Source organism: Brenneria corticis (assembly GCF_003115855.1).
GTDB lineage: Bacteria > Pseudomonadota > Gammaproteobacteria > Enterobacterales > Enterobacteriaceae > Brenneria > Brenneria corticis.
Map to the genome: position 1 here is coordinate 64,209 of NZ_KZ819080.1, position 24,622 is coordinate 88,830.

Sequence of the window (24,622 nt, forward strand, 5' to 3'; positions counted from 1 at the left end):
CAACTTCTAAGGCTATCTTCCCGTTGCTGATAGCCTTCGTGGTTGTCGGCGATGTCGTTCATCATGTCGCTACGAGTCAGCTCCGTCGAACGGACTGAAACCTGCCGGTGACGTTTTCACCTCTGTTTCTGTGTTTCAAGCGCGCGTTGTCCATCTCTGTTACTGAAAAGGGAGCTATGGCCTATGCTGAGCGCATTTAAACTGGACAACTGTCGTCTATCCCGTCTGGAACTGGATGATGCCGACGATCTGACCTCGTCCGTCTGGGTCGATTTAATCGAACCGGAAGAGGGCGAGCGCGAAAAAGTACAACAGGAGCTGGGACAGAGTCTGGCGACCCGCCCGGAACTGGAGGACATCGAGGCGTCCGCGCGTTTCTTCGAGGACGAGGACGGCTTGCATATCCACTCCTTCTTCTTTTTTGAAGACGCCGAAGATCATGCCGGCAACGCCACCGTGGCGTTTACCATCCGCGAGGGGCGGCTGTATACGCTGCGCGAGCGCGAACTGCCGGCGTTTCGCCTGTACCGCATGCGCGCCCGCAGCCAAACGATGGTCGACGGCAACGCCTATGAACTGCTGCTGGATTTGTTTGAAACCAAAATCGAACAGCTGGCCGATGAAATCGAGAACATCTACAGCGATTTGGAATCCCTGAGCCGTATTATCATGGAAGGGCGCCAGGGGGACGAATACGACGATGCGCTTTCCACGCTGGCCGAACTGGAAGACGTGGGCTGGAAGGTGCGTCTGTGTCTGATGGATACCCAGCGCGCGCTGAACTTTCTGGTGCGCAAGGCCCGTTTGCCCTCCGGCCAGTTGGAGCAGGCGCGCGAGATCCTGCGCGATATCGAATCGCTGTTGCCGCACAACGAATCGCTGTTCCAGAAGGTCAACTTCCTGATGCAGGCGGCGATGGGCTTCATCAATATTGAACAGAGCCGCATTATCAAGATCTTCTCGGTGGTTTCGGTGGTGTTCCTGCCGCCGACGCTGGTGGCGTCCAGCTACGGGATGAACTTTGAATTTATGCCGGAGCTGAAGTGGTCGTTCGGCTATCCGGGGGCGATTGTGCTGATGATTCTGGCGGGTCTGGCGCCTTATCTCTATTTCAAACGCAAGAACTGGCTCTGAAGCGCGCGGCGCGCGATAGGGGCCGGCGACTTAATTAAATTTTATATTAATTATCCGGCTAATCTGTTTAGAATGACGGCAATGGTTTATTGCGGAAACAGGTTGTGCGCATGAGAAGGGTTTCACCCTCGATGCAATGGGGGATCCTGCTGTCGGCCTCGCTGATATTGGGCTTCGGACTGCAGGTCTATCACGTTCCGGCGGCCCTGTTGCTCGGCCCCATGCTGATTGGCGCGGCGATGGGGCTGAACGGCGCCGTCATCCGCATTCCCCCCGCCTTTTTTTCCGCCAGCAATGCGGTGCTGGGCTGCCTGGTGGCGCAAAGCCTCTCCCTTTCCATTCTGAGTCCGTTACTCGACAGCTGGCTGCTGGTGCTGTTTATTTTGCTGGCGACCCTTGTCGGCAGCGGACTTTCCGGCTGGCTGCTGGTGAAGTTCAGCGAATTGCCCGGCACCACGGGCACCTGGGGCGCTTCTCCCGGCGGCGCGTCGGCCATGGTCGCCATGGCGGGGGAGTTTGGCGCGGATGTGCGGCTGGTCGCCTTTATGCAGTATTTGCGGGTGCTGATGGTGACGGCGGCGGCGGCTTTTGTCGCCCGTATCAGCCTGGGGGAGGACGCGGCGGAGAACAGCGCCATGCTGGTGTGGTTTCCGACGCTGGACTGGCGTTTTCCCGCCACCCTGTGCGTCGCGTTCGGCAGCGCCTGGCTCGGCAAACTTTTACGTATCCCCTCGGCCGCCCTGCTGGGGCCGATAATCGTCGGCTCGCTGCTGCATTCAAACGGCATACTGGCGTTGCAGACCCCGGAATGGTTGCTGGCTCTGGCCTACGCGTTAATCGGCTGGAGCGTCGGGCTGTGTTTTACCCGTCCTATATTTCTGCTGGCGATACGCACGCTGCCGCAGATGATGGCGTCGATTGTCGGACTGATGCTGCTGTGCGGCGCGTTGGCGCTGATGATTACCCGCTTTCTGCCGGTCGATCTGCTGACGGCCTATCTGGCGACCAGCCCGGGCGGGCTGGATTCCATAGCCATTATCGCCGCCGGCAGCCGGGTCGATATGGCGTTTGTGATTGCCATGCAGACGCTGCGGCTGTTCTCTACCCTGATTTTCAGCCCGCTGCTGTCGCGTTTTATTTCGCGCCGCGTTGATCCTGCCGCGAACTGATGCCGACCCGCCGCCGTTTACGCTGGGTATAAAGCGCATCGAGAATAAACAGCGCCAGCGCGCTCCAGATAAAGGCAAAGGTCACCAGTTTGTCGCTGCTGAAGGTTTCGCCATAAAAACCGACCGCCAGCAAAAATATCATCGTCGGCCCGAGATACTGGAAAAACCCCAGCGTGGAAAGGCGCAGATAGGCGGCCGCGGCGGTAAAAAACAGCAGCGGTACGGTGGTGATGATCCCCGCGGAGACGAACAGCGCATTCAGCGTCCAGCTATTGTCCGTCATATGGCTGCTGGGGCTGTCGACAATAAAAAACAGATAGATAACGGCCATCGGCAGCAGCCACAGCGTTTCAATCAGCATCCCGGTCTGGCTGTCGACGCCGATTTTTTTGCGCAGCAGGCCGTAGAAGGCGAAGCTGAACGCCAGTCCCAGGGCAATCAGCGGCAACGAGCCAAAGGTCCAGAGCTGGACCAGCACGCCGGAAACGGCCAGTAAAACCGCCAGCCATTGCAGACGGCGCAAGCGCTCGCCCAGGAAGACTATCCCCAGCATGACGTTGACCAGCGGGTTGATGAAGTAGCCCAGACTGGCTTCCAGCATATGGTGGTTATTGACCGCCCAGATATACAGCAGCCAGTTGCAGGCGATGAATATGGCGGAGAGCGCCAGTAACAGCAGGTGTTTGACATTGCGGCAGGCATAACGCACCTGATGCCATTTCCGGCTGATGCTCAACAGGATCAGCATAAAGAAAAACGACCAGATAATACGGTGTGCCAGTATTTCATTGGCGGGGATATGTTCAAGCAGCTTGAAATAAACCGGGGCGATTCCCCAGATAAGATAAGCGCCGAGAGCGAAAAAGATCCCCTTGCGGGTTTGCTGCGAATCCATTGATGATGACTCGATAAAAACGGCGGGAAAAGAGAAGTTTACCCAAAACGGGGGCGGTTTTCATCCTTGGCGTCAGCCAATGAGGTAGGTCGCGGTGGCGCTGGCGATGTGCGATTGCCGTTCATTGTGCAGGTCGGCCCGCGCCACGGCGACTTTATTGCCGCCGCGCAGCAGCTGGCTGGTGATAGTGAAATGTTCTCCGTGGCCCGGCCGCAGATAGTCCACCCGCATATCAATCGTTCCCATCCGGGCAAGCCGCTGGCGGAATTCGTGCTCGCTGATGGTTTCATGGCGCAGCAGCGTGTTGCCCACGCAGACCAGTCCCGCCGCCACATCCAGCCCCGCGGCGATCACGCCGCCATGCAGGATGTTCTGCAGGGCGTTGCCGATCAGCTTGCTCTGCCGCACGAAAGTCAGCGTGGCCCGGTCGGCGGCGAAATGCCGCAATTCCAACCCCAATTCGCCGTTGAACGGCATGTTGTAGATAAAGATGTCGGCAACCAGCTGGCGAACGTGCTCCCTGGTTAACATAGCGCCTGGCGTTAATGGTGCGTTGGGCATGAATGTTTTTCCCGTATGCCTGGGTTGCCTGAGTTTGCCGCGCTTGCTATCGCATCGAAAGGTAAACCGAGCGTTTATTTTATGCGTTAATTTTGTTTCTTTCCAGAAAAGGCCGAGAAACAGCCGAAGGTTGATTTAAATGTCGCCGAACCGTGTAAAATGGCGCGTTTATCAGGTCGGATACTTATCATGATCGCTCAGGAGAGAAAGTGAATGCGTAAAATCGTTGGCATGTTGATTATGCTGCTGGCAGCACACGCCCAGGCGCAAGAGGCGAAAATAGAGTCAGTGCATGACAAGCCCGCAGTGCGCGGCAGCATCATCGCCAGCCTGTTACAGCAACACGATACCCCGTTTATTCTCTATCCGTATGAGAGTAACTATATGCTGTATAGCTACACCAGCAATATCAATAAAACCTCGATACGGAGCTACAACTGGGCGGATGAGGCGCGCAAGGATGAGGTGAATTTCCAGCTTAGCCTGGGTTTCCCGCTCTGGCGCGGTATTCTCGGCGACAATTCCCTGCTGGGCGCTTCCTATACGCAACGTTCCTGGTGGCAGCTATCCAATAGAGGCGAGTCTTCGCCGTTTCGCGAAACCAACTATGAGCCGCAGATTTTTCTCGGCTGGGCGACGGATTACACTTTTGCCGGCTGGACGCTGCGCGATGTGGAAGTCGGATTCAACCACCAGTCCAACGGGCGTTCCGAACCCACATCGCGCAGCTGGAATCGCGCCTATGTCCGCCTGATGGCGCAAAACGGCGACTGGCAGGTGGACCTGAAACCCTGGATTCGCTTTTCCGACAGCGAGGACGATAATCCGGATATCGCCAAATATATGGGATACTACCGTCTGCGCGTCGGCTACGTCTGGGGCGACAGCGTATTCAGCGCGGAAGGGCGCTATAACTGGAACAGCGGCTACGGCGGCGGTGAACTTGGCTGGAGCTATCCGCTGACGGATCATGTGCGCTTTTACACCAAGGTATTCAGCGGCTATGGCGAATCGCTGATTGACTATAATCACCGCCAGACCCGTTTCGGGATTGGGTTAACGCTGAACGATATGTTCTAGTCATAACCGGCGCAGAATCGCTGGCCGGGAACGAATCATGGCGGCGTTGTCAAGGCGCGCTCTGCGACATTGCGTGCGTCAATCAGCATTTAACACATAAGCGGGTAAAACATTGCAGTTTTACCGCATGACGCCGAAAATGGCGTCTGTTTGATTTCAGCGAATGGGGAAGGCGTGTCTACGGCGGAAGTATTAAATAAAGAAGCGCTGGCCGTTCAGGTTTTGCGGGATACGTTCGGCTACCAGCAATTCCGGCCGGGCCAGCAGGAAATTATCAATGCGACCATCAGCGGGCGGGATTGTCTGGTGATTATGCCCACCGGCGGTGGGAAATCCCTGTGCTATCAAATTCCCGCCCTGGTGATGGACGGCCTGACGCTGGTGGTTTCCCCGCTGATTTCACTGATGAAGGATCAGGTCGATCAGCTCCAGGCCTACGGCGTGTCGGCGGCCTGCCTCAACTCGACGCAAACCCGCGAACAGCAGCACGAGGTGATGGCCGGCTGCCGGTCCGGACAGATCAAGCTGCTGTATATCGCCCCCGAGCGCCTGACCACCGACAGCTTCCTCGACCACCTTATCCACTGGCGGCCGTCGCTGATTGCGGTGGATGAGGCGCACTGTATTTCCCAATGGGGTCACGACTTCCGCCCCGAATACCGGGCGCTGGGGCAGGTGAAGCAGCATTTCCCCGGTCTGCCGGTGATAGCGCTGACCGCCACCGCCGATGAAACCACGCGGAGCGATATCGTACGCCTGCTCGATCTTCAGTCGCCGCTGGTGCAGGTCAGCAGTTTTGACCGGCCCAATATCCGCTATACGCTGGTGGAAAAATTCAAGCCGCTCGATCAGCTGTGGATGTTCGTTCAGGGGCAGCGCGGCAAAAGCGGCATCATCTACTGCAACAGCCGGGCGAAGGTGGAGGATATCAGCGCCCGCCTGCAAAGCCGCGGGCTGAGCGTGGCGGCCTACCATGCCGGGCTGGACAACGAGCGCCGGGCGCAGGTGCAGGAAGCCTTCCAGCGCGACGATCTGCAGGTGGTGGTGGCGACCGTGGCCTTCGGCATGGGCATCAACAAGCCCAACGTGCGCTTTGTGGTGCATTTCGATATTCCGCGCAATATTGAGTCCTACTATCAGGAAACCGGGCGCGCCGGGCGGGACGGCCTGGCGGCGGAAGCGGCGCTGTTTTACGATCCGGCCGATATGGCGTGGCTGCGGCGCTGTCTGGAAGAGAAACCGGCCGGACAGCAGCTGGACATTGAACGCCATAAGCTGAATGCGATGGGCGCCTTTGCCGAGGCGCAAACCTGCCGCCGTCTGGTCTTGCTCAACTATTTCGGCGAGGGCCGTCAGCAGCCGTGCGGCAACTGCGACATCTGCCTCGATCCCCCCAAGCGTTATGACGGACTGGTGGAGGCGCAGAAAGCGCTCTCCTGCGTGTATCGGGTCGGGCAGCGCTTTGGGATGGGGTATATCGTCGAGGTGCTGCGCGGGGCGAATAACCAGCGCATCCGCGAATTCGCTCATGACAAGCTGCCGGTGTACGGCATCGGGCGCGATAAATCTCAGGAGCACTGGGTCAGCGTGTTGCGCCAGCTGATTCATCTGGGGCTGCTGCAGCAGAATATCGCCCAGTACTCGGCGTTACAGCTCACCGAGTCGGCCCGTCCGGTGCTGCGCGGCGAAGTGCCGTTGCAGCTGGCGGTGCCGCGGGTGATTAACCTGAAGCCGCGCGCCGCCAGCCAGAAATCTTACGGCGGAAACTACGATCGCAAGCTGTTCGCCAAACTGCGCAAGCTGCGCAAATCCATTGCCGATGAGGCCAACATTCCGCCTTATGTGGTGTTCAGCGACGCCACCCTGCTGGAGATGGCCGAACTGATGCCGATCACCGCCGCGGAACTGTTGAATATCAACGGCGTCGGACACCGCAAGCTGGAGCGTTTCGGCGCGCCGTTTATGTCGATGATCCGCGATCACGTCGATAATGGCGACGAGTAGCGTCCCGGCCCGCTTACGCTTTTCTGGCGCTCGCCAGCAGGGCGCCGACCAGGATAAACAGCGAGCCGAAAATCCGATTCAGTATCCGCATCTGCCGGGCGCCTTTCAGCCAGCCGGCAATCCGCTTGGCCAGCGTGGCGTAGCCGATCATCACCACAATATCGACGATAATGGTGGTGGCGCCCAAAACCAGATACTGCGCGGCCTGTGGTTGATGCTGGATGATAAACTGCGGAAACAGCGCCGCCAGAAACACGATGCTTTTCGGGTTGGTCAGATTAACCAGCACCGCGCGCTTCAATAGCCTGCGGCGCGGCATGGTGCTGGCCAGCGCATGCATATCCAGCGAGCCTGCCGAACGCCATTGCTGGATCCCCAGCCAGATCAGGTACGCCGCCCCCAGCCATTTCAGCAGGTCGAAAATCAGCACGGATTGCGCCAGCAGCGCCCCCAGCCCGGCGCCCACCAGTACGATGTGTACCGCCAGACCAATCTGTAAACCGGTTATCGAGGCGATGGTGCCGCGATAACCGTGGCTGATGCCGGTACTCATGGTATTGATGGCGCCCGAACCGGGCGAAAGGCTGAGAATAAGCGTTGTCAGTAAATAGGTTAACCACCAGTCTAAGGTCACTTGCGAATGCTCCCTGCGATTTTTTATGCCACAATACGCCGATGCTTATATTTGCGCTATAGCTCGTTGCGCCATAGCAAGAAAGCCGTTCCGATAGCTTTACTGGCCTGCGCCGGAGTGTGTGGATGACTCGGTATCTCAATAGCCTGTTAACGCGTGAAGCGCAGTTTTCTGCCTTTGCTACCGGGGCGTTGCTGGATTTCTGGCGTCAGCGCGAAGAAGGGGAGTTTATCGGCGTCGATAATGTGCCGATCCGCTTTGTGCGCTTTACCGCGCCGCAACACGATAAAATCGTCGTGGTGTTCCCCGGACGTATTGAAAGCTATGTAAAATACGGCGAAGTGGCTTACGATCTCTTCCATAACGGCTATGACGTACTGATGATGGATCATCGCGGGCAGGGGCGTTCCGGGCGCCTGCTCGCCGATAGCCACCGCGGACACGTGGTGCGCTTCAGCGACTATGTGGATGACGTCGAACTGCTGTGGCAACGGCAGATTGCCCCGCAGGCGCATACCCGTCGATTTGCGCTGGCTCATTCGATGGGCGGCGCGATCCTGGCCCGGTTTCTGGCGCGCCAGCCGCAGGCTTTCGATGCCGTGGCGCTCTGCGCGCCGATGTGCGGCATTCATCTGCCGATGCCACACTGGCTGGCCCGGCGCATCGTCGACTGGGCGGAGCGCCGCCCCGCGATACGCGACTATTATGCCATCGGCACCGGGCAATGGCGGCCGTTGCCTTACGTGGTCAATATGCTGACCCACAGCCGCGAGCGCTACCGGCGCAGCGTCCGATTTTATGCGGACGCCCCGGAGCTGCGCGTTGGCGGACCGACCTACCATTGGGTACGCGAAGCGCTGACGGTAGGTCGGGAGTTGCTGGAAGAGGCCGCCGATATCACTACGCCGCTGCTGCTGTTGCAGGCGGAAGAAGATCGGGTGGTGGATAACCGCAGCCAGGATCGGTTTTGTCAGGCTCTGGCGCAGAGCGGTCACCCCTGTGCGGGCGAGGCTCCCCGGATTATCAAAGGGGCGCGGCATGAGATTCTGTTTGAGAAAGATAACATTCGTGCTCAGGCATTCGAGCTGATTCTGGAGCATTTCGCTCGCTATTATTAAATTACCACCAGAGGTTGGATCTCACCGTTATGTACCATGTCGTAGCTTCCGATTTAGATGGCACCCTGTTGTCGCCCGACCATACGCTCTCCCCCTATGCGAAAGAAACCCTCAAGCTGTTGACCAAAAAGGGGATTCATTTTGTCTTTGCGACGGGGCGGCACCATATGGACGTGGCGCAAATCCGCGACGGTCTGGGCATCAGCGCGTTTATGATCACCTCCAACGGCGCGCGGGTGCACAACACCCGGGGCGATTTGATCTTCAGCCATAATCTGGATGCGGATATCGCCCGCGATCTTTACGGCGTGGCGCACCAGAATCCGGATATGCTGACGCACGTTTACCGCGACGATGAGTGGTTTATGAACCGTCAGCGTCCCGAAGAAGAGCGTTTTTTTAAAGAGTCGGTGTTTAAATACAAGCTGTTCGAGCCAGGCCTGCTGGAGACCGACGGCGTCAGCAAGATCTTCTTTACCTGCGATTCCCACGAGCAGCTGCTGGTGTTGGAAGAGGCGATCAACGCGCGCTGGGGCGATCGCGTCAACGTGAGCTTTTCCACGCTGACCTGCCTGGAAGTGATGGCCGGCGGGGTATCCAAAGGTCACGCGCTGGAGCAGGTGGCGAAGATCATCGGCTTTTCGCTGCGCGAGTGCATCGCTTTCGGCAACGGGATGAACGACTACGAAATGCTGTCGATGGCGGGCAAAGGCTGCATCATGCAGAACGCCCATCAGCGTTTAAAGAATTTGCTGCCGGAGCTGGAGGTGATCGGCAGCAATGTGGAAAGCGCGGTGCCGAACTACCTGCGGGATTTGTTTCTGCGATAACGGTCGCCGGTGATGCCGCGACCGTCTGCCGGCCGTAGGCGTCCCTGTCGACGGCGCTCAGCGCGGCTTGTGCAGATAATCCACGGCCTTGTCGGGGAAATCGGTGAACAGGCCGTCGACGTCCGCCTGTCGATAAAGAATATGGTAAAGCTGGTCGATGTCCCCGGCATAGTCGGGCAGCCTGTCCGCTCGCGCGGTAAACGGGTGGACCAGCAGCCCATTCCGATGCGCCTCTTTCACCATTCCGCTGAACGAAATATGCCCGGCGGTGGAGTCAGGCCGCACCAGCATAGGGTAGTTCGGGCCGATGCCGTCGGCGTAGGCGGCAATCTGCTTCATGGCGCCCGGCTTGAGCATCCAGTCATAGTCGTAGTTTAGCCACTTTCCGTCAGCCTGTTTCTCATAGGTTTCCTGCCAGTCGGTATAGGCGATCAGCTGTATCAGATTCAGGTCCATCTTCATTTCGGGCTGTAGTTCGCTCTTGATGCGTTTGAGCTCCGCGACATCAAAAGATTGCAGGAATACCCGGTCGCTTTTCCGGGTGTAGCCATACTGCTTCAGTACGGTCAGCACTTCGCGGGCAATGTCTCTGCCTTCCTGATGATGGAACCACGGGGCTTTGATTTCAGGATAGATACCGATATTTTTACCGGTCGAGTGATTCAGGCCCTGAATAAATTCAATTTCTTCCTGAAAGGTATGGACGCGAAAGTCGGATTTCCACATGGGAAAACGGTTGGGATAACTTGGTACCTGTTTGCCGTCTTTAATGTCGAACCCTTCGGTAAATTTCAGCGACCTGATTTCCGACAGCGTAAAATCAATGGCGTAAAACCGGCCGTCCTGACGGGCTCGCTGAGGAAAACGTTCCGCCACGTCGGTAACGCGGTCAAGATAATGGTCGTGCAGAACCACCAGCGCGTTGTCTTTGGTGAGCACCAGATCCTGCTCCAGGTAATCCGCTCCCTGCGCATAGGCCATGGCTTTGGCCGGCAGCGTATGTTCCGGCAGATAACCGCTGGCGCCGCGGTGAGCGATAACGATTTTGCCGTTTTTCCCGGCGATGGCGGCAAATGAAAGGGAAAGGGCGATACTGGCGAGCAGCGATGTTACGGCGTAGTTCATGCGATCAAACCTCTTATCTGTTGAGAGAAAGGCGGCGTCGATGGGACGCCGCCAGAGGGATGCTAACAAACGATTATGACTGTCTGGCTAACTCTTCCTTATGCTTTTTCTCACTGAACATAACGATGATTAGCAGGATCACCGACAGGATGCTGCCGCCGATCATTACCATAAAGCCGCCGTCCCAGCCGAAGAAGTCCACGGTATAACCGACGATGGCGCTGGCGGCGACGGAACCGCCGAGATAACCGAACAGACCGGTGAACCCGGCCGCCGTGCCCGCGGCTTTTTTCGGCGCCAGCTCCAGCGCATGCAGGCCGATCAGCATCACCGGTCCGTAAATCAGGAAGCCGATGGTGATCATGCACGCCATATCCACATGCGGATTGCCCACCGGGTTCATCCAGTACACGACGGTGGCGATGGTGACCAGGGTCATAAAGAACACGCCGGTGGCGCCGCGGTTGCCTTTAAACACCTTGTCGGACATCCAGCCGCACAGCAGCGTGCCGGGGATGCCGGCATATTCGTAGAGGAAATAGGCCCAGGAGGATTTGTCCAGCGCGAAATGTTTTACCTCTTTCAGATAGGTCGGGGACCAGTCGAGAATGCCGTAGCGCAGCAGGTAAACAAATACGTTGGCGATGGCGATGTACCACAGCAGCTTATTGGGGAAAACGTACTGCATAAAGATTTGCTTCGCGGTCAGCTCCTCTTCGGCTTTCTCATCATAATCAACCGGATAGTCATTTTTATACTCTTCGATGGAGGGTAAGCCGCAGGACTGCGGCGTATCCCGCATCAGGGCAAAGGCGATCAGCGCGACCAGAATGGCGGCAAAAGCCGGCATATACAGGGCGGCTTTCCAGTCGTTAAACCAGGCCATCCCCAGCAGGAACAGCAGCGGTGGAATACCGCCGCCGACGTTATGCGCGCAGTTCCAGATGGAAACGATGCCGCCGCGTTCCTTTTTCGACCACCAGTGCACCATGGTGCGTCCGCACGGCGGCCAGCCCATGCCCTGAAACCAGCCGCACAGGAACAGCAGCACGAACATGATCGCAATGCTGGAGGTGGCCCAGGGCACGAACCCCATAAACAGCATGACCGCTGACGCCAATATCAGGCCCGCAGGCAGGAACACGCGCGGATTGGAACGGTCGGAGACCGAACCCATGATAAATTTGGAAAAGCCGTAGGCGATCGAAATGCCGGATAGCGCGAAACCGAGGTCGCCGCGCGAGAACCCTTGTTCGATCAGGAATGGCATCGCCAGGGCGAAATTTTTGCGCACCAGATAGTAAGCGGCATAGCCAAAGAAGATGCCCATGAAAATTTGCCAACGCAGGCGACGATACAGTGGATCGACCTGATCTGCGGCGACGCGGGGCTGGTGTGTAGCGGGTTTAAAAATACTCAGCATTTCTGCCTCCAATACGACCAAAAACGATAATTTTTTGTTCTATAACGAAGGTAATATTATCCAATTACGCCCTTTTCATCTGTGAGTTATCGCTCAAATGTTACATTTTTATGAAGGTATGACATTTTTTCGTGCTTACCTTAACAAGGCTTATGCAATTGCGGAATTGATTTTGGTGATGCCAATCACATATATGAATTTTAATGACTATTCTATTTTCGTTTTATGTTCGTTTTTGCTCTTTATCAAACATTAACCTTATCTTTTGTGTCCCAATAGCACTATGTCAGGATCCGCGAGAAGAGGGCGTATGCAAAATAATGGGTCATACCGGGAAACCGATGTCATTGTGATTGGCGGTGGGGCGACGGGCGCGGGAACCGTACGGGATTGCGCGCTGCGGGGATTGCGCTGCCTGTTGATCGAACGCTTTGACATCGCCACCGGCGCCACCGGGCGCAACCATGGTTTGCTGCACAGCGGATCGCGCTATGCGGTGACGGACGGCGAGTCCGCGCGCGAATGCATTGAAGAAAACCAGGTGCTCAAGCGCATAGCCCGCCACTGCGTGGAGCCGACGGACGGCCTGTTTCTGACCTTGCCGGAAGACGACCTCGCCTATCAGAGCCAATTTATCGCCGCCTGCCGACAGGCGGGGATCAGCGCCCAGGCGATAGATCCCCAGGAGGCGCTGCGTCTGGAGCCCGCCGCCAACCCGACGCTGATTGGCGCGGTGCGGGTGCCGGACGGCACCATCGATCCTTTCCGCCTGACCTCGGCCAATATCATCGATGCCGCTGAGCACGGCGCCGAGGTGCTGACTTATCATGAGGTTATCGGTTTGATCCGCCAGGGCGACCGCATCACCGGGGTGCGCGTATTCGACCATAAAAACGCCGTCGCCGGCGAGATATACGCCCAGGTGGTGGTCAACGCCGCGGGTATCTGGGGACAACATATCGCCGAGTATGCCGATCTGCGCGTACGCATGTTCCCGGCGAAAGGGGCGCTGCTGATTTTGGGACATCGCATCAACAACATGGTGATTAACCGCTGCCGCAAACCGGCCGATGCCGACATTCTGGTGCCGGGAGACACCATCTCTCTGATCGGCACCACCTCGACCCATATCGATTACGATCAGATCGATAATATGACGGTCACGCCCGCGGAAGTGGAAATCCTGATGCGCGAAGGCGCCAAACTGGCGCCGCAGCTGGCGGACACGCGCATTCTCCGCGCCTATGCGGGGGTGCGCCCGCTGGTGGCGAACGACAGCGACCCCAGCGGACGCAGCGTCAGCCGCGGCATTGTGCTGCTCGACCATGCCAGCCGCGATGGTCTGGAGGGGTTTGTTACCATCACCGGCGGTAAACTGATGACCTACCGGCTGATGGCCGAGTGGGTGACGGATAAAATCTGTGAAAAGCTGGGCTGCGACGTGGCCTGCACCACGGCGCAGACGCCGTTGCCCGGCTCGGAACCCGGTACGGAACGCGCGGCCCCATCTCAATCCACCGCGCGCCGTTCCGCCGCGCATTTCTCCGCGCCTAAAAGCCCGTTATCGGAACCTAAAAACAGCGCCTTTCCGTTGTCCGCGCCGCTGCGCGGATCGGCGATTTACCGCCACGGCGAACGCGCCGGGCGTTTGTTGTCCGGCGAGCGTCTGGACGGCAGTCTGGTCTGCGAGTGCGAAGCCGTTACCGCCGGCGAAGTGCGTTACGCGGTGGAATCGCTCCAGGTTAATAATCTGATTGATTTACGCCGCCGCACCCGCGTCGGAATGGGAACCTGCCAGGGCGAGCTTTGCGCCTGCCGGGCCGCGGGATTGCTGTGCCGGCTGGGGCGGTCGACGCCGGAGCAATCCATCGTCCAGCTCAGCCAGTTTCTCAATGAACGCTGGAAAGGCATTCGCCCGGTCGCCTGGGGCAATACCCTGCGTGAAAGCGAGTTTACCAGTTGGGTATATCAGGGATTGTGCGGCCTGACGGCCGATGACGCGCGGGAGGAACAGCATGCGGTATGACGCGGTTATTATCGGCGGCGGGCTGGCGGGGTTGACCTGCGGCATCCGGCTGTCCGAGCAGGGCAAACGTTGCGCTATCGTCAGCGCAGGGCAAAGCGCCCTGCATTTTTCTTCGGGCGCGCTGGATCTGCTCGCCTGTCTGCCGGACGGGCAGCCCGTCGACCAGCCGTTAAGCGCGCTGGATGAGCTGGCCCGCCAGGCGCCTCGCCATCCCTATGCGCTGATGGGCGCCGAGCGGATCGCCGCCCTGTTGCCGGAGGCTCAGGCGCTGCTGGTTCGCTGCGCCATGCCGATGCTGGGCGACTATCGGCAAAATCATCTGCGGATGACGCCGCTGGGCAAGTTTCGCCCCTGCTGGCTCAGCCAGTCGGACAGCGTGACCCGCGGCCTGACCGGCACCGCTCGCTGGGAGCGCCCGCTGGTGGCCGGCATTGAAGGCTTTCTGGATTTCCAGTCGCGTATTGTGGCCGGGACGCTGCAGTCGCAGGGCATCGCCGCCCGCAGCGATGATGTCAAACTGCCGGTGCTGGATCGGCTGCGCCGCAACCCCAGCGAGTTCCGGGCGGTGAATATTTCCCGGGTGCTCGATCTGCCGGAAAATCTGGCGGCGCTGGCGGAAGAGCTGACGGTATCCGCCAGCGGCAATGATGCGGTGATCATGCCCGCCTGTCTGGGGCTGGACGGACCGGCGGCGCTGGACGGGCTGCGCCAGGCGCTCGGCAAGCCGGTGCTGCTGCTGCCGACGTTGCCGCCTTCGTTGCCGGGACTGCGTTTGCATCAGGCGCTGCTGCGCCGCTTTCGCCGGCAGGGGGGGATCGTCATGCCGGGCGATCGGGTGGAACGCGCCGTGCTGGAAGCGCAGGGCGCCGCGCTCTATACCCGCAATCACCGCGATATTCCGCTGCGGGCGCGACACGTGGTGCTGGCCAGCGGCAGTTTCTTCAGCAACGGTCTGCTGGCGCGCTTCGACCGGGTTAGCGAGCCGGTGTTCGGGCTGGATGTTCGCTTCGCGGCCCGGCGGGAGGAATGGAGCCGGCAGGACATGTTCGCCGCCCAGCCTTACCGGCAGTTCGGCGTGATAACCGATGACAATCTGCGCCCCGCCGTCGCCGGCAAAACGGCGCATAACCTGTATGCCGTCGGCGCGGTGCTGGAAGGGTTCGATCCCATTGCCCAGGGGTGCGGCGCGGGCGTATCGCTGCTCAGCGCGCTGTATGCCGCCGACCTGATACTGCAGGAGGATAACCAATGAGCCTGCTTGACGATAACAGCTTTGAAAATTGCATCAAATGCACGGTTTGCACCACCTATTGTCCGGTATCGCGGGTTAATCCTCTCTATCCGGGGCCGAAACAGGCCGGGCCGGATGGCGAACGTCTGCGGCGCAAAGATCCCGCGTTGTATGATGAGGCGCTGAAGTACTGCACCAACTGTAAACGCTGCGAAGTGGCCTGTCCGTCGGACGTTAAAATCGGCGATATCATTCAGCGCGCGAAAGCCAACTACAGCAGCCATAAGCCCAGCTTGCGCGACGCCATTCTAAGCCATACCGATCTGATGGGGACGGTTTCCACCCCGTTTGCTCCGCTGGTGAATACGGCGACCGGCCTGAAACCGGTGCGTCAGCTGCTGGATAAAGCCTTAAAAATCGACCATCGCCGCCAGTTGCCGAAATATTCCTTCGGCACCTTCCGCCGCTGGTATCGCCAGCAGGTGCAAAGGCAGCAAGGTTACCCCGAGCAGGTCGCCTACTTTCACGGCTGCTACGTTAACTACAACCACCCCCAGTTGGGAAAAGATCTGGTGCGGATTTTTAACGCCATGAATATCGGCGTTCAACTGCTGAGCAAAGAAAAGTGCTGCGGCGTGCCGCTGATTGCGAATGGCTTTCACGATCGGGCGAGAAAGCAGGCGCGGGTGAATGTTCAATCGCTGGACGAGGCGATTAACGGCAAGTCCATACCGGTGGTGGCGACGTCGTCCAGCTGCGCCTTTACCTTGCGCGACGAATATCCGCATCTGCTGGGCGTGGACACCGACCGCGTGCGCGATGGCATTGAACTGGCCACCCGGCGGCTGTACCGGCTATTGGAGGAAGAGGGGCGTGAACTGCCGCTGCGCGCGCTGCCGCTGCGGGTGGCCTATCACACTCCCTGCCATCTGGAAAAGATGGGCTGGACCGCCTACACGCTGGCGCTGCTGCAGCGCATTCCCGGTATCGAACTGACGGTGCTGGATTCCCAGTGCTGCGGCATTGCCGGCACCTACGGCTTCAAGAAGGAAAATTACGCCACCGCGCAGGGGATCGGCGCGCCGCTGTTTCGGCAGATCGAGGAAAGCGGCGCGGATGTGGTGATCACCGACTGCGAAACCTGCAAATGGCAAATCGAAATGTCCACCGGCAAGCCGTGCGAACATCCGATCACGCTGCTGGCGCGGGCGCTGATTGAGGCGTGAGGGGGCCCCACAAATTTGGGGAAGGGATTTCTGTAAGTGCAGTGAGGGTTTCGTGCGCACTAACCTCAGTCGATCTCTGCGACCGTCGCAGCACGCGCCCGACACGGGGTGGCTCAGGCGCCGCCGCCCCGTGGCCCCGGGCTTTTCGCGAAATCGCGTCGCTACGCGATGCCTTCGGCGTTCGTGACCGCTGGTCGGGCCGCCATTGACGCGCTCCCGGCGCGGCACTGGCTTTCGCGACGTCCTGTCGCTCACCCGGCGGTCACGCCCACCTCAGCGCGATTTTTTACGCGAAGGAAAACCCTAAAAAACAATATCCTGTTATCTAAGACGATTTATCAAATAAAAACACTTTACAGACGCGAATGATAATGATTATTATTGCACTGCTTTCCGGGGGAACCAACCGGAGGACCGGGTGGAGACACTCAGGTTACCGGGCGGTTTCTGCGAAGGCACGACATTGCTCACATTGCTTCCAGTATTTATTTAGCCAGCTCGGGTGCTGGCTTTTTTTTTAGGTTATCCCTGCCCGCCACTCTCCGAGTCGCCGCTGTGTGACGCTGAACTCAGCGTAGCCATCCCATTCTGATTTTTTGAACCGGGCGGTGAGTTTTTTGCGCTATCTTATTCCCGGCTACCCGTTAGACTTTGACTTAAAACCTATCCCATTAGGCTGCTAACGAAACGCGGGGAGAAACCGACATGATCGACGTACGCAAAGCGCAACAGCGCGGCCATGCAAACCACGGCTGGCTTGATAGCTGGCATACTTTCTCATTTGCCGACTATTATGAGCCGGAATTTATGGGCTTCTCGGCGCTGCGCGTCATCAATGAAGACCGGATTGAAGGCGGCAAAGGCTTCGGCACCCATCCGCATAAGGATATGGAAATCCTCACCTACGTTCTGGAAGGCACGGTGGAACATCAGGACAGCATGGGCAACAAAGAGCAGATTCAGGCCGGCGAGTTTCAGATCATGAGCGCCGGCACCGGGATTCGCCATTCGGAATACAACGCCAGCCGCGATGAGTTGCTGCATCTGTACCAGATTTGGATTATCCCGCAGCAAGCCGGGCTGACGCCGCGCTATGAGCAAAAACGCTTCGATATGCCGCAGGGCCGCCAGCTGGTGCTGTCGCCGGATGCCCGCGACGGCTCGCTGAAGGTTTTTCAGGACATGGCGCTGTGGCGCTGGGCGCTGAAGCCGCAGGAACAGTCGATTTATCGGGTGCAGGCTGAACGCCGGATCTGGATCCAGGTGGTGCGCGGCAGCGTGGAGATTAACGGCCATCAGGCGGCGGCCAGCGACGCGCTGGCCGTCTGGGATGAAGAAGCCCTGTCGGTTCATGCCGCTCAGGAGAGCGAAATCCTGCTGTTTGATTTACCGCCGGTATAGGCGCCGCGTCGTTAACGCATCCGGATCTCGCCGCTCCGCCCTCGGGCCGCCGTTGCGCAACGTTTAAAAACAGCGGCCCCGGATATGCCGTGCGCGCTTTTTTTGCTAGACTCCCGCTCAATATTTTCAGGCGTGATCCGTGGATAATGAAGAAAAAAAGACCGGTTCTCCAGGATGTTGCCGACCGGGTCGGCGTGACGAAAATGACGGTGAGCCGTTATCTGCGCAATCCGGCTCAGGTTTCCGTAGCGTTGCAGGAAAAGATAGCCATTGCGCTTGACGAGTTGGGCTACATCCCCAATCAGGCGCCCAATATGCTTGCCAGCGCCACCAGCCGGGCGATAGGCGTGCTGCTGCCGTCGTTGACCAACCAGGTGTTTGCGGAAGTGCTGCGGGGTATTGAACGGGTTACCGAAGCGCAGGGCTATCAGACCATGCTGGCGCACTATGGGTATCACCCCGAAAAGGAAGAGCAGCGGCTGATGTCGTTGCTGGCCTATAACATCGACGGCCTGATTCTGTCCGACCGTTTGCATACCGATCGCACCCGTCAGATGATTGATATGGCGGGTATTCCGGTGGTGGAACTGATGGACTCTGTTTCTCCCTGCCTGGATATCGCCGTGGGGTTCGATAATTTTGAAGCGGCGCGGCAGATGACCCAGCATATGATTGAGCGGGGACGCCGCCACGTGGTTTACCTCGGCGCGCGTCAGGACGAACGGACGATCATAAAATGCCGCGGCTATCAGCAGGCGATGCGGGATAACGGGCTGGCGAGCTATTGCGTGATGAGCGAGCTGGCTTCTTCCTACTCGCTGGGAGGCGAGTTATTGCGGCAGGCGCAGGCTGAGCATCCGCCGATCGACAGCATTTTCTGTACCAACGACGATCTGGCCGTCGGCGCGATGTTCGAGTGCCAGCGTCAGGGATTGCGCGTGCCGCAAGATATGGGGATCGCCGGTTTTCACGGGCACGACATCGGTCAGGCGATGGTGCCGAAGCTGGCCAGCGTGCTTACCCCACGCGAGCGCATGGGGCAAATTGGCGCGGAGCGTCTGCTGGCGCGTATGCGCGGCGAACGGGTTACGCCGACGATGGTCGATGTCGGTTTCACCTTGCTCGATGGCGATAGCATTTAGCGCAAAACTCCGCCGGCCGATATCACTCCCGCTGATGGGTGCGCAGCGCCTCAACGCAGCGGTTAACCACCTCCTCCATGCTGCCGTCGATGTCTATCGTCAGCACGTCCGGCTCGTCGCCGCCCGGTTCTTCCAGCGCGTCAAACTGGCTTTTGAGCAGTTCCGTCGGCATAAAGTGTCCGGCGCGGGCTCTATGCCGCGCCAGAATGATATCGAAACTGCCTTTCAGATAGAGAAAGATCATCCCTTCATTGTCGCGGCGCAGGCGGTCGCGGTAGCGTTTTTTTAATGCCGAACAGACGATGATGCCGGTTTCGTTTTTGTGAAACAGGCTATAGGCGGCGTCGTTCAGACGTTCCAGCCAGGGGGCGCGGTCTTCGTCATTCAGCGGCGTACCGCCGGCCATTTTCTGAATATTGGCGCGCGGATGCAGATCGTCGCCGTCAATGAATTTGGCCTGAATCGCCCGTGCCAATGCGGCGCCCGCCGACGATTTCCCGCTACCTGAAACGCCCATAAGAATAATGCTTTGGCCCGGCATAATTTGATCTCCATCCCAAAATGTAAATTCAATGAAACATATCAGTTCCCGATCTTAACATGTTACCCGTATCATGTTACCGGTATCAAATGGCGATGTGACATATCTCACAAACAATCAGTCATTCCACTGGGTGATTGAAAGGATAATAAACATGACAGAAATAACATCTGCTTATAGTGCCGGCGTGCTGTTGCTGATTGCGGTAGGCGCCGTGGCCTTGTTACTCGTGCTGGTTATGCGTTTTAAAGTCCATGCCTTCCTGGCGCTGGTATTAGTCAGCCTGTTAACCGCGCTGGTAACAAAAACGCCTTATGAAAATATCGTCCCTACGTTACTGAGCGGCTTCGGCGGTACGCTGGCGTCTGTCGCCTTGCTGGTTGGTCTGGGGGCGATGATCGGGCGTTTGCTGGAGATCAGCGGCGGCGCCAATGTTCTGGCGGATACGCTGATCAATAAATTCGGTGAGCATCGGGCGCCGTTTGCGTTGGGTATCGCCTCATTGTTGTTCGGTTTCCCCATCTTTTTTGATGCCGGCCTGGTCGTTATGCTGCCGATCATCTTCAGCGTGGCGAAACGTTTTGGCGGCTCAACCCTGAAGTACGCGCTGCCCGCCGCCGGGGCATTTGCGGTGATGCACGCGTTACTGCCGCCTCATCCGGGGCCGGTTGCCGCCAGCGAACTGCTTGGCGCCAATATTGGTCTGCTGGTGATCGTCGGTCTGATTATCGCCTTTCCGACCTGGTATCTGGGCAGCTATCTGTTCGGTCTGTGGGCAGGTAAGAAGTTCCATGTACCGCTGCCTTCCACCTTTCTGGAAGAGGTCAAGGCCGATGAACAACATACGGCGCCTTCGTTTTCAGTGGTATTGAGCGTACTGCTGCTGCCGCTGGGACTGATCTTTCTGGATACCGGGCTGAATACGCTGACGGTCATGGGAATAATCAACGGTGACAATGCGGCGGTGCAGGTCCTGCGGATGTTGGGGAAAACCCCGGTGGCTCTGCTGATCACCGTGCTGTTTTCTCTGATCATGTTCAGCGGACAGCGCAGCCGCGATCATCTTAACAAGGTGTGTGAAGGAGCGTTAGGCCCGGTGTGTTCCATTATTCTGGTTACCGGGGCCGGCGGTATGTTCGGCGGCGTACTGCGCGCCAGCGGGATCGGTACGGCGCTGGCCGATATGCTGTCCGATACCGGTATGCCGGTGATTGTCGCCGCGTTCGTGGTTTCCGCCGCGTTGCGTATCGCCCAGGGGTCGGCCACCGTGGCGTTGACGACCACGGCGGCGCTGATGGCGCCGGCGGTGGCGGCGACCACCGGGCTGAGTCAGTTCGATCTGTGCTTTATCGTTATCGCCATCGCCGGCGGCGCGACGGTGCTGTCGCACGTGAACGACTCCGGCTTCTGGCTGGTCGGGCGTTTCCTGGAAATGGATGAGAAGACCACGCTGAAAACCTGGACGGTAATGGAAACGCTGATCGGCACCATCGCCTTCCTGCTGGCCGCGGCGGGCAGCGTTTTTCTCTGACGGCAATCAGACGGGGCGGCGGCCATGCCGCCGCCCCGTCGATTCACAGCTTCATATACGCCCGTACGCCGTCCAGAAACATCTGCGTCGACAGCATCACCAGAATCAACCCCATCAGTTTTTCCAGCGCGCTGACGCCTTTCTCCCCCAGCAGACGTAAAAACAGGTTCGACATCAACAGAATGATGAAAGAGATTGCCCAGGCGATAAATAACGCCAGCGTCAGGTGCGGCAGCTGATGGGGATATTGGTGGGAAAGCAGCATCAGCGCCGCCAGAATCGACGGGCCGGCCACCAGCGGGATCGCCAGCGGCACCAGAAACGGCTCTTCCCCGGCGGGCAGGCCGGTGCTGCTGCCTTCCTTTGAGGGAAAGATCATGCGGATGGCGATCAGGAAAAGGATGATGCCGCCGGAAATCGATACCGTTTCGGTGCGCAGATTAAGAAAAACCAGGATCCGCTCCCCGGCAAACAGAAAGGTCAGCATCAGCCCCAGGGCGATAAGCATCTCGCGGATCAGCACCACGCGTCGCCGTTTGGGATCCAGATGTTTCAGCACCGACATAAAGATAGGCAGGTTGCCGAGGGGATCCATAATTAGCAGCAACAGCACGGTTGCGGAGATCATTTCTGTCATGTTGGTCTTTTGCTCCTGAAATCGAATGCGGGCGTACATCATCCTGCGCCGCGGCGGCCATATTAGAATGACTGCTGAAAAACGTCGTACTATCGAATAAATTCACTTGCGACTTTGCGTACATTTTGTATGGTGGAAAGTCGTTACTCTTAATGTGTTTACTATCATAACTAATGTGTTTACTACACTAAGACGGCAGCCGTAATTCTTTTTGTTACCCCCAAGGCAGGACAGTTACCATGAAAAATGTTGGTTTTATTGGCTGGCGCGGTATGGTCGGTTCGGTTCTCATGCAGCGCATGGTGGAAGAACGCGACTTCGACGCTATCCGCCCGGTGTTCTTTTCCACTTCCCAGCACGGAGAGCCAGCGCCGGCGTTGGGGGGGCAGCAGGGCGTATTGCAGGACGCCTACAATCTGGACGCGCTGCGCGCGCTGGATATCATCATCACCTGCCAGGGCGGCGATTATACCAATGAAGTCTATCCAAAGCTGCGTGAAAGCGGCTGGCAAGGCTACTGGATTGACGCCGCCTCTTCCCTGCGCATGAAGGACGAGGCGATTATCATCCTTGACCCGGTCAACCACGCGGTGATTAGGCAGGGGCTGGATAAAGGCGTTAAAACCTTTGTCGGCGGCAACTGTACCGTCAGCCTGATGCTGATGTCGCTCGGCGGCCTGTTCGCCAACGATCTGGTGGACTGGGTGTCCGTCGCCACCTATCAGGCGGCTTCCGGCGGCGGCGCGCGCCATATGCGCGAACTGCTGGTGCAGATGGGCATGCTGCATGGCGACGTGGCGAAAGAGCTTCAGGATCCGGCTTCAGCCATTCTGGATATCGAACGTAAAGTGACGGCGCTGACCCGCAGCGGCACGCTGCCGACCGACAACTTCGGGGTGCCGCTGGCGGGCAGCCTGATCCCGTGGATCGACAAACAGCTGGATAACGGCCAGAGCCGTGAAGAGTGGAAAGGCCAGGCGGAAACCAACAAGATCCTCGGCGGCAGCCGGACGATCCCGGTGGACGGCCTGTGCGTGCGCGTGGGCGCGCTGCGCTGCCACAGTCAGGCGTTTACCGTCAAGCTGAAAAAAGATGTGGCGCTGCCGGAAATCGAACAACTGCTGGCCACCCATAACGACTGGGTGAAAGTGGTGCCGAACGATCGCGACGTTACTGTGCGCGAACTGACCCCGGCGGCGGTGACCGGTACGCTCTCCACCCCGGTCGGGCGCCTGCGCAAACTGAATATGGGGCCGGAGTATCTGTCCGCCTTTACCGTCGGCGACCAGCTGCTGTGGGGAGCCGCTGAGCCGCTGCGCCGTATGCTGCGCATCCTGCTCTAACCGCCGCGCTGGCGCAATTCCCTTGACGAATTGCGCCAGCATTGTTTTTATTGCGCCAAATAATGTTTTTCCTGCCGATTTGACCGACCTGTTTTTCCCTGAGGACGACGATGCAAAGACTGACGATATCAATGGATGATCAACTGGCGCAGGACTTTGATGAACTGATGCGGCGTAAAGGCTATGCCAATCGTTCCGAAGCGTTCCGCGATATGTTGCGTCGCGAGCTGGGGGAAATGACGCGGGCGACGGATGAAAACGGCGCGTGCGTGGCGGTGCTGAGCTACGTCTACGATCACCATGAGCGCCAGCTTTCCAGCCGGCTGGCCGAAATGCAGCACGACCATCACGATTTGACGGTCTCCACCATGCACACGCATCTGAGCCATGAAGAGTGCGTGGAAACGGTGATCCTGCGCGGCACTTCCTCACAGGTGGAGCATTTCGCGGAATCGGTCATGGCGCAAACCGGCGTGCGCCACGGCAGATTGAATCTTATTCCGCTGTAACCTCTTCAATGCCCGCACCGACGCGCCGTTTCTGCGAATACCGCCAAACGTCATCCCCGCGCACTGCCACCAGTCATCCCCGCGGCCGTAGGCGGGGATCCGCTTTTACCGGCGGCTCACAGGCTGAAGTTAAGCCAGATCAAAAAAGTATGATTTTTTTTATAAAGTTCATACTCTACGATTCAACCAGACCACCCTATCTGTTATAAGTTGGACATCTTCCGCGCAATGCCGGTGTAGATACCGGCCTGAATAGTTAACAGGACAACCCCGCGTGAGCCAACTCCTTGTCGAAAATGAAAGCCGCGAGCTATTGGAGGATGTGCAGTGCTATTGGACATCCCGCGCCGCCGGCTACGCCCAGTTGAATGCCGCCGAGCTGGCCAACGCCAAGCGCGCCGCCTGGCTGAAAAAAATCACTGAGTATGCCCCGGACAAACCGCGCTTAAAGGTGCTGGATATCGGCACCGGACCGGGCTTCTTCGCCGTGACGCTGGCGCTGGCCGGGCACCGGGTGACGGCGGTCGATATCACCCAGGCGATGCTGGATCAGGCGCGCGCCAACGCGGCGCATTACGGCGTTGCGGTGAACTTCGTGCTATCGGACGTGCATGCGCTGCCGTTTGACGACGACAGCTTCGACCTGATCGTCGCGCGCAATGTGACCTGGAATCTGGACGCCCCGCAATATGCTTATCAGGAGTGGCGCCGGGTGCTGGCGCCGGGAGGGCGGCTGGTTAACTTTGACGCCAACTGGTATCTGCAACTGTTTGATGAGCAAAGCCGCCTTGGCTATCTGGCGGACCGGGCCAACGCGCGCTACCTGGGACTGGACGATCACTATGTCAATACCGATACCGTCGCCATGGAAAACATCGCCCGTCAGCTGCCGCTCAGCCGGGAACGCCGCCCGCAGTGGGATACGCAGGCGCTGCTGCAATGCGGGTATCACAAGATCATGCTGGATACGCGCGTCGGCGATGAACTGTGGGATGAGACGGAAAAGGTGAATTACGCCTCGACGCCGATGTTTCTGGTCTGTGCGGAAAAATAGTTATCGGG

The 24,622-nt window shown here is 58.4% G+C and carries 22 protein-coding genes; 15 read left to right on the forward strand and 7 right to left on the reverse strand.

Features of this window, described 5'->3' with window-relative positions; all coding sequences use genetic code 11:
- Window positions 1-183 precede the first annotated feature (183 nt).
- Together corA and DDT56_RS12530 are read left to right on the forward strand one after the other, a co-directional pair.
- Window positions 184-1,134 carry a magnesium/cobalt transporter CorA gene (corA, locus tag DDT56_RS12525; protein ID WP_136166776.1) on the forward strand — a complete coding sequence of 317 codons (951 nt, stop codon included), beginning with the start codon at window positions 184-186 and terminating at the stop codon, window positions 1,132-1,134.
- A 110-nt stretch (window positions 1,135-1,244) separates the two neighbouring features.
- Entirely contained in the window at window positions 1,245-2,303 is a 1,059-nt protein-coding gene (locus tag DDT56_RS12530) for an AbrB family transcriptional regulator (RefSeq protein WP_136166777.1), read from the forward strand.
- Here the strand turns inward: DDT56_RS12530 and rarD are convergent.
- Both rarD and DDT56_RS12540 read right to left on the reverse strand, forming a co-directional pair.
- Entirely contained in the window at window positions 2,269-3,198 is a 930-nt protein-coding gene (gene rarD / locus DDT56_RS12535; protein WP_136166778.1) for an EamA family transporter RarD, read from the reverse strand. The two genes, DDT56_RS12530 and rarD, sit on opposite strands and share 35 nt — an antisense overlap.
- Window positions 3,199-3,270: 72 nt before the next feature.
- Window positions 3,271-3,759: a thioesterase family protein gene (locus DDT56_RS12540; protein ID WP_136166779.1), complete on the reverse strand. Its 489-nt coding sequence runs from the start codon at window positions 3,757-3,759 to the stop codon at window positions 3,271-3,273.
- Window positions 3,760-3,972: 213 nt separating this feature from the next.
- On the opposite strand from DDT56_RS12540, the gene pldA reads away from it, so the two are divergent.
- Both pldA and recQ read left to right on the forward strand, forming a co-directional pair.
- Entirely contained in the window at window positions 3,973-4,839 is an 867-nt protein-coding gene (gene pldA, locus DDT56_RS12545) for a phospholipase A (RefSeq protein ID WP_136166780.1), read from the forward strand.
- Between the two features lie 174 nt (window positions 4,840-5,013).
- The gene (gene recQ, locus DDT56_RS12550) at window positions 5,014-6,843 is read left to right on the forward strand and encodes an ATP-dependent DNA helicase RecQ (protein ID WP_136166781.1); all 1,830 of its coding nucleotides are present in this window, start codon (window positions 5,014-5,016) and stop codon (window positions 6,841-6,843) included.
- Between the two features lie 13 nt (window positions 6,844-6,856).
- Here the strand turns inward: recQ and rhtB are convergent, their stop codons facing one another.
- On the reverse strand, window positions 6,857-7,477 hold the full coding sequence (gene rhtB / locus DDT56_RS12555; protein ID WP_136166782.1) for a homoserine/homoserine lactone efflux protein: 621 nt from the start codon (window positions 7,475-7,477) through the stop codon (window positions 6,857-6,859).
- A 125-nt stretch (window positions 7,478-7,602) separates the two neighbouring features.
- Here rhtB and pldB point away from each other — a divergent pair, with 125 nt between their 5' ends.
- Window positions 7,603-8,595 (forward strand): lysophospholipase L2, encoded by a 993-nt coding sequence (gene pldB, locus DDT56_RS12560; protein WP_136166783.1) that lies wholly within the window; start codon window positions 7,603-7,605, stop codon window positions 8,593-8,595.
- 29 nt (window positions 8,596-8,624) lie between these two features.
- The gene (gene yigL / locus DDT56_RS12565) at window positions 8,625-9,425 is read left to right on the forward strand and encodes a sugar/pyridoxal phosphate phosphatase YigL (protein WP_136166784.1); all 801 of its coding nucleotides are present in this window, start codon (window positions 8,625-8,627) and stop codon (window positions 9,423-9,425) included.
- Window positions 9,426-9,482: 57 nt separating this feature from the next.
- Here yigL and glpQ read toward each other — a convergent pair whose 3' ends face one another.
- Both glpQ and glpT read right to left on the reverse strand, forming a co-directional pair.
- Entirely contained in the window at window positions 9,483-10,550 is a 1,068-nt protein-coding gene (gene glpQ / locus DDT56_RS12570; protein ID WP_136166785.1) for a glycerophosphodiester phosphodiesterase, read from the reverse strand.
- 73 nt (window positions 10,551-10,623) lie between these two features.
- A complete protein-coding gene (gene glpT, locus DDT56_RS12575) occupies window positions 10,624-11,973 on the reverse strand; it encodes a glycerol-3-phosphate transporter (RefSeq protein ID WP_136166786.1) in 1,350 nt (449 codons plus the stop codon).
- A 310-nt stretch (window positions 11,974-12,283) separates the two neighbouring features.
- On the opposite strand from glpT, the gene glpA reads away from it, so the two are divergent.
- The 5 genes from glpA to gntR all read left to right on the forward strand — a co-directional run bounded on the left by glpA (window position 12,284) and on the right by gntR (window position 18,999).
- Window positions 12,284-13,999 (forward strand): anaerobic glycerol-3-phosphate dehydrogenase subunit A, encoded by a 1,716-nt coding sequence (gene glpA / locus DDT56_RS12580; protein WP_136166787.1) that lies wholly within the window; start codon window positions 12,284-12,286, stop codon window positions 13,997-13,999.
- On the forward strand, window positions 13,989-15,251 hold the full coding sequence (gene glpB, locus DDT56_RS12585) for a glycerol-3-phosphate dehydrogenase subunit GlpB (RefSeq protein WP_136166788.1): 1,263 nt from the start codon (window positions 13,989-13,991) through the stop codon (window positions 15,249-15,251). Before glpA ends, glpB begins: the two co-directional genes overlap by 11 nt.
- Window positions 15,248-16,456, forward strand: a complete 1,209-nt coding sequence (glpC, locus tag DDT56_RS12590) for an anaerobic glycerol-3-phosphate dehydrogenase subunit GlpC (protein WP_136166789.1) — start codon at window positions 15,248-15,250, stop codon at window positions 16,454-16,456. The genes glpB and glpC overlap by 4 nt, the downstream gene beginning before the upstream one ends.
- 705 nt (window positions 16,457-17,161) lie before the next feature.
- On the forward strand, window positions 17,162-17,857 hold the full coding sequence (locus DDT56_RS12595) for a pirin family protein (RefSeq protein WP_136166790.1): 696 nt from the start codon (window positions 17,162-17,164) through the stop codon (window positions 17,855-17,857).
- 146 nt (window positions 17,858-18,003) lie between these two features.
- Window positions 18,004-18,999: a gluconate operon transcriptional repressor GntR gene (gene gntR, locus DDT56_RS12600; protein ID WP_136166791.1), complete on the forward strand. Its 996-nt coding sequence runs from the start codon at window positions 18,004-18,006 to the stop codon at window positions 18,997-18,999.
- Window positions 19,000-19,021: 22 nt separating this feature from the next.
- Here gntR and DDT56_RS12605 read toward each other — a convergent pair whose 3' ends face one another.
- Window positions 19,022-19,540, reverse strand: a complete 519-nt coding sequence (locus tag DDT56_RS12605; protein WP_136166792.1) for a gluconokinase — start codon at window positions 19,538-19,540, stop codon at window positions 19,022-19,024.
- 154 nt (window positions 19,541-19,694) lie between these two features.
- Between DDT56_RS12605 and DDT56_RS12610 the strand changes: the two genes are divergently transcribed.
- Window positions 19,695-21,071, forward strand: coding sequence for a GntP family permease (locus DDT56_RS12610; protein ID WP_136166793.1), 1,377 nt, complete (start codon window positions 19,695-19,697; stop codon window positions 21,069-21,071).
- Window positions 21,072-21,114: 43 nt separating this feature from the next.
- On the opposite strand, the gene DDT56_RS12615 is transcribed toward DDT56_RS12610, so the two are convergent.
- Window positions 21,115-21,708 carry a YhgN family NAAT transporter gene (locus DDT56_RS12615; RefSeq protein WP_136166794.1) on the reverse strand — a complete coding sequence of 198 codons (594 nt, stop codon included), beginning with the start codon at window positions 21,706-21,708 and terminating at the stop codon, window positions 21,115-21,117.
- A 239-nt stretch (window positions 21,709-21,947) separates the two neighbouring features.
- On the opposite strand from DDT56_RS12615, the gene asd reads away from it, so the two are divergent.
- From asd to DDT56_RS12630, 3 genes are all read left to right on the forward strand, one after another.
- Window positions 21,948-23,051, forward strand: coding sequence for an aspartate-semialdehyde dehydrogenase (gene asd / locus DDT56_RS12620; RefSeq protein WP_136166795.1), 1,104 nt, complete (start codon window positions 21,948-21,950; stop codon window positions 23,049-23,051).
- 110 nt (window positions 23,052-23,161) lie between these two features.
- Window positions 23,162-23,560 carry a nickel-responsive transcriptional regulator NikR gene (gene nikR / locus DDT56_RS12625; RefSeq protein ID WP_136166796.1) on the forward strand — a complete coding sequence of 133 codons (399 nt, stop codon included), beginning with the start codon at window positions 23,162-23,164 and terminating at the stop codon, window positions 23,558-23,560.
- 274 nt (window positions 23,561-23,834) lie between these two features.
- Window positions 23,835-24,614: a class I SAM-dependent methyltransferase gene (locus DDT56_RS12630; RefSeq protein ID WP_136166797.1), complete on the forward strand. Its 780-nt coding sequence runs from the start codon at window positions 23,835-23,837 to the stop codon at window positions 24,612-24,614.
- Window positions 24,615-24,622 lie beyond the last annotated feature (8 nt).

Coding starts and splice junctions, on each gene's coding strand:
- asd (WP_136166795.1), top strand. CDS start 21,948: ATGAAAAATGTTGGTTTTATTGGCTGGCGCGGTATGGTCGGTTCGGTT.
- glpC (WP_136166789.1), top strand. CDS start 15,248: ATGAGCCTGCTTGACGATAACAGCTTTGAAAATTGCATCAAATGCACG.
- DDT56_RS12605 (WP_136166792.1), bottom strand. CDS start 19,540: ATGCCGGGCCAAAGCATTATTCTTATGGGCGTTTCAGGTAGCGGGAAA.
- DDT56_RS12615 (WP_136166794.1), bottom strand. CDS start 21,708: ATGACAGAAATGATCTCCGCAACCGTGCTGTTGCTGCTAATTATGGAT.
- glpT (WP_136166786.1), bottom strand. CDS start 11,973: ATGCTGAGTATTTTTAAACCCGCTACACACCAGCCCCGCGTCGCCGCA.
- nikR (WP_136166796.1), top strand. CDS start 23,162: ATGCAAAGACTGACGATATCAATGGATGATCAACTGGCGCAGGACTTT.
- DDT56_RS12530 (WP_136166777.1), top strand. CDS start 1,245: ATGAGAAGGGTTTCACCCTCGATGCAATGGGGGATCCTGCTGTCGGCC.
- glpQ (WP_136166785.1), bottom strand. CDS start 10,550: ATGAACTACGCCGTAACATCGCTGCTCGCCAGTATCGCCCTTTCCCTT.
- rarD (WP_136166778.1), bottom strand. CDS start 3,198: ATGGATTCGCAGCAAACCCGCAAGGGGATCTTTTTCGCTCTCGGCGCT.
- glpA (WP_136166787.1), top strand. CDS start 12,284: ATGCAAAATAATGGGTCATACCGGGAAACCGATGTCATTGTGATTGGC.
- glpB (WP_136166788.1), top strand. CDS start 13,989: ATGCGGTATGACGCGGTTATTATCGGCGGCGGGCTGGCGGGGTTGACC.
- yigL (WP_136166784.1), top strand. CDS start 8,625: ATGTACCATGTCGTAGCTTCCGATTTAGATGGCACCCTGTTGTCGCCC.
- corA (WP_136166776.1), top strand. CDS start 184: ATGCTGAGCGCATTTAAACTGGACAACTGTCGTCTATCCCGTCTGGAA.
- pldB (WP_136166783.1), top strand. CDS start 7,603: ATGACTCGGTATCTCAATAGCCTGTTAACGCGTGAAGCGCAGTTTTCT.
- DDT56_RS12610 (WP_136166793.1), top strand. CDS start 19,695: ATGACAGAAATAACATCTGCTTATAGTGCCGGCGTGCTGTTGCTGATT.
- pldA (WP_136166780.1), top strand. CDS start 3,973: ATGCGTAAAATCGTTGGCATGTTGATTATGCTGCTGGCAGCACACGCC.
- gntR (WP_136166791.1), top strand. CDS start 18,004: ATGAAGAAAAAAAGACCGGTTCTCCAGGATGTTGCCGACCGGGTCGGC.
- DDT56_RS12595 (WP_136166790.1), top strand. CDS start 17,162: ATGATCGACGTACGCAAAGCGCAACAGCGCGGCCATGCAAACCACGGC.
- DDT56_RS12540 (WP_136166779.1), bottom strand. CDS start 3,759: ATGCCCAACGCACCATTAACGCCAGGCGCTATGTTAACCAGGGAGCAC.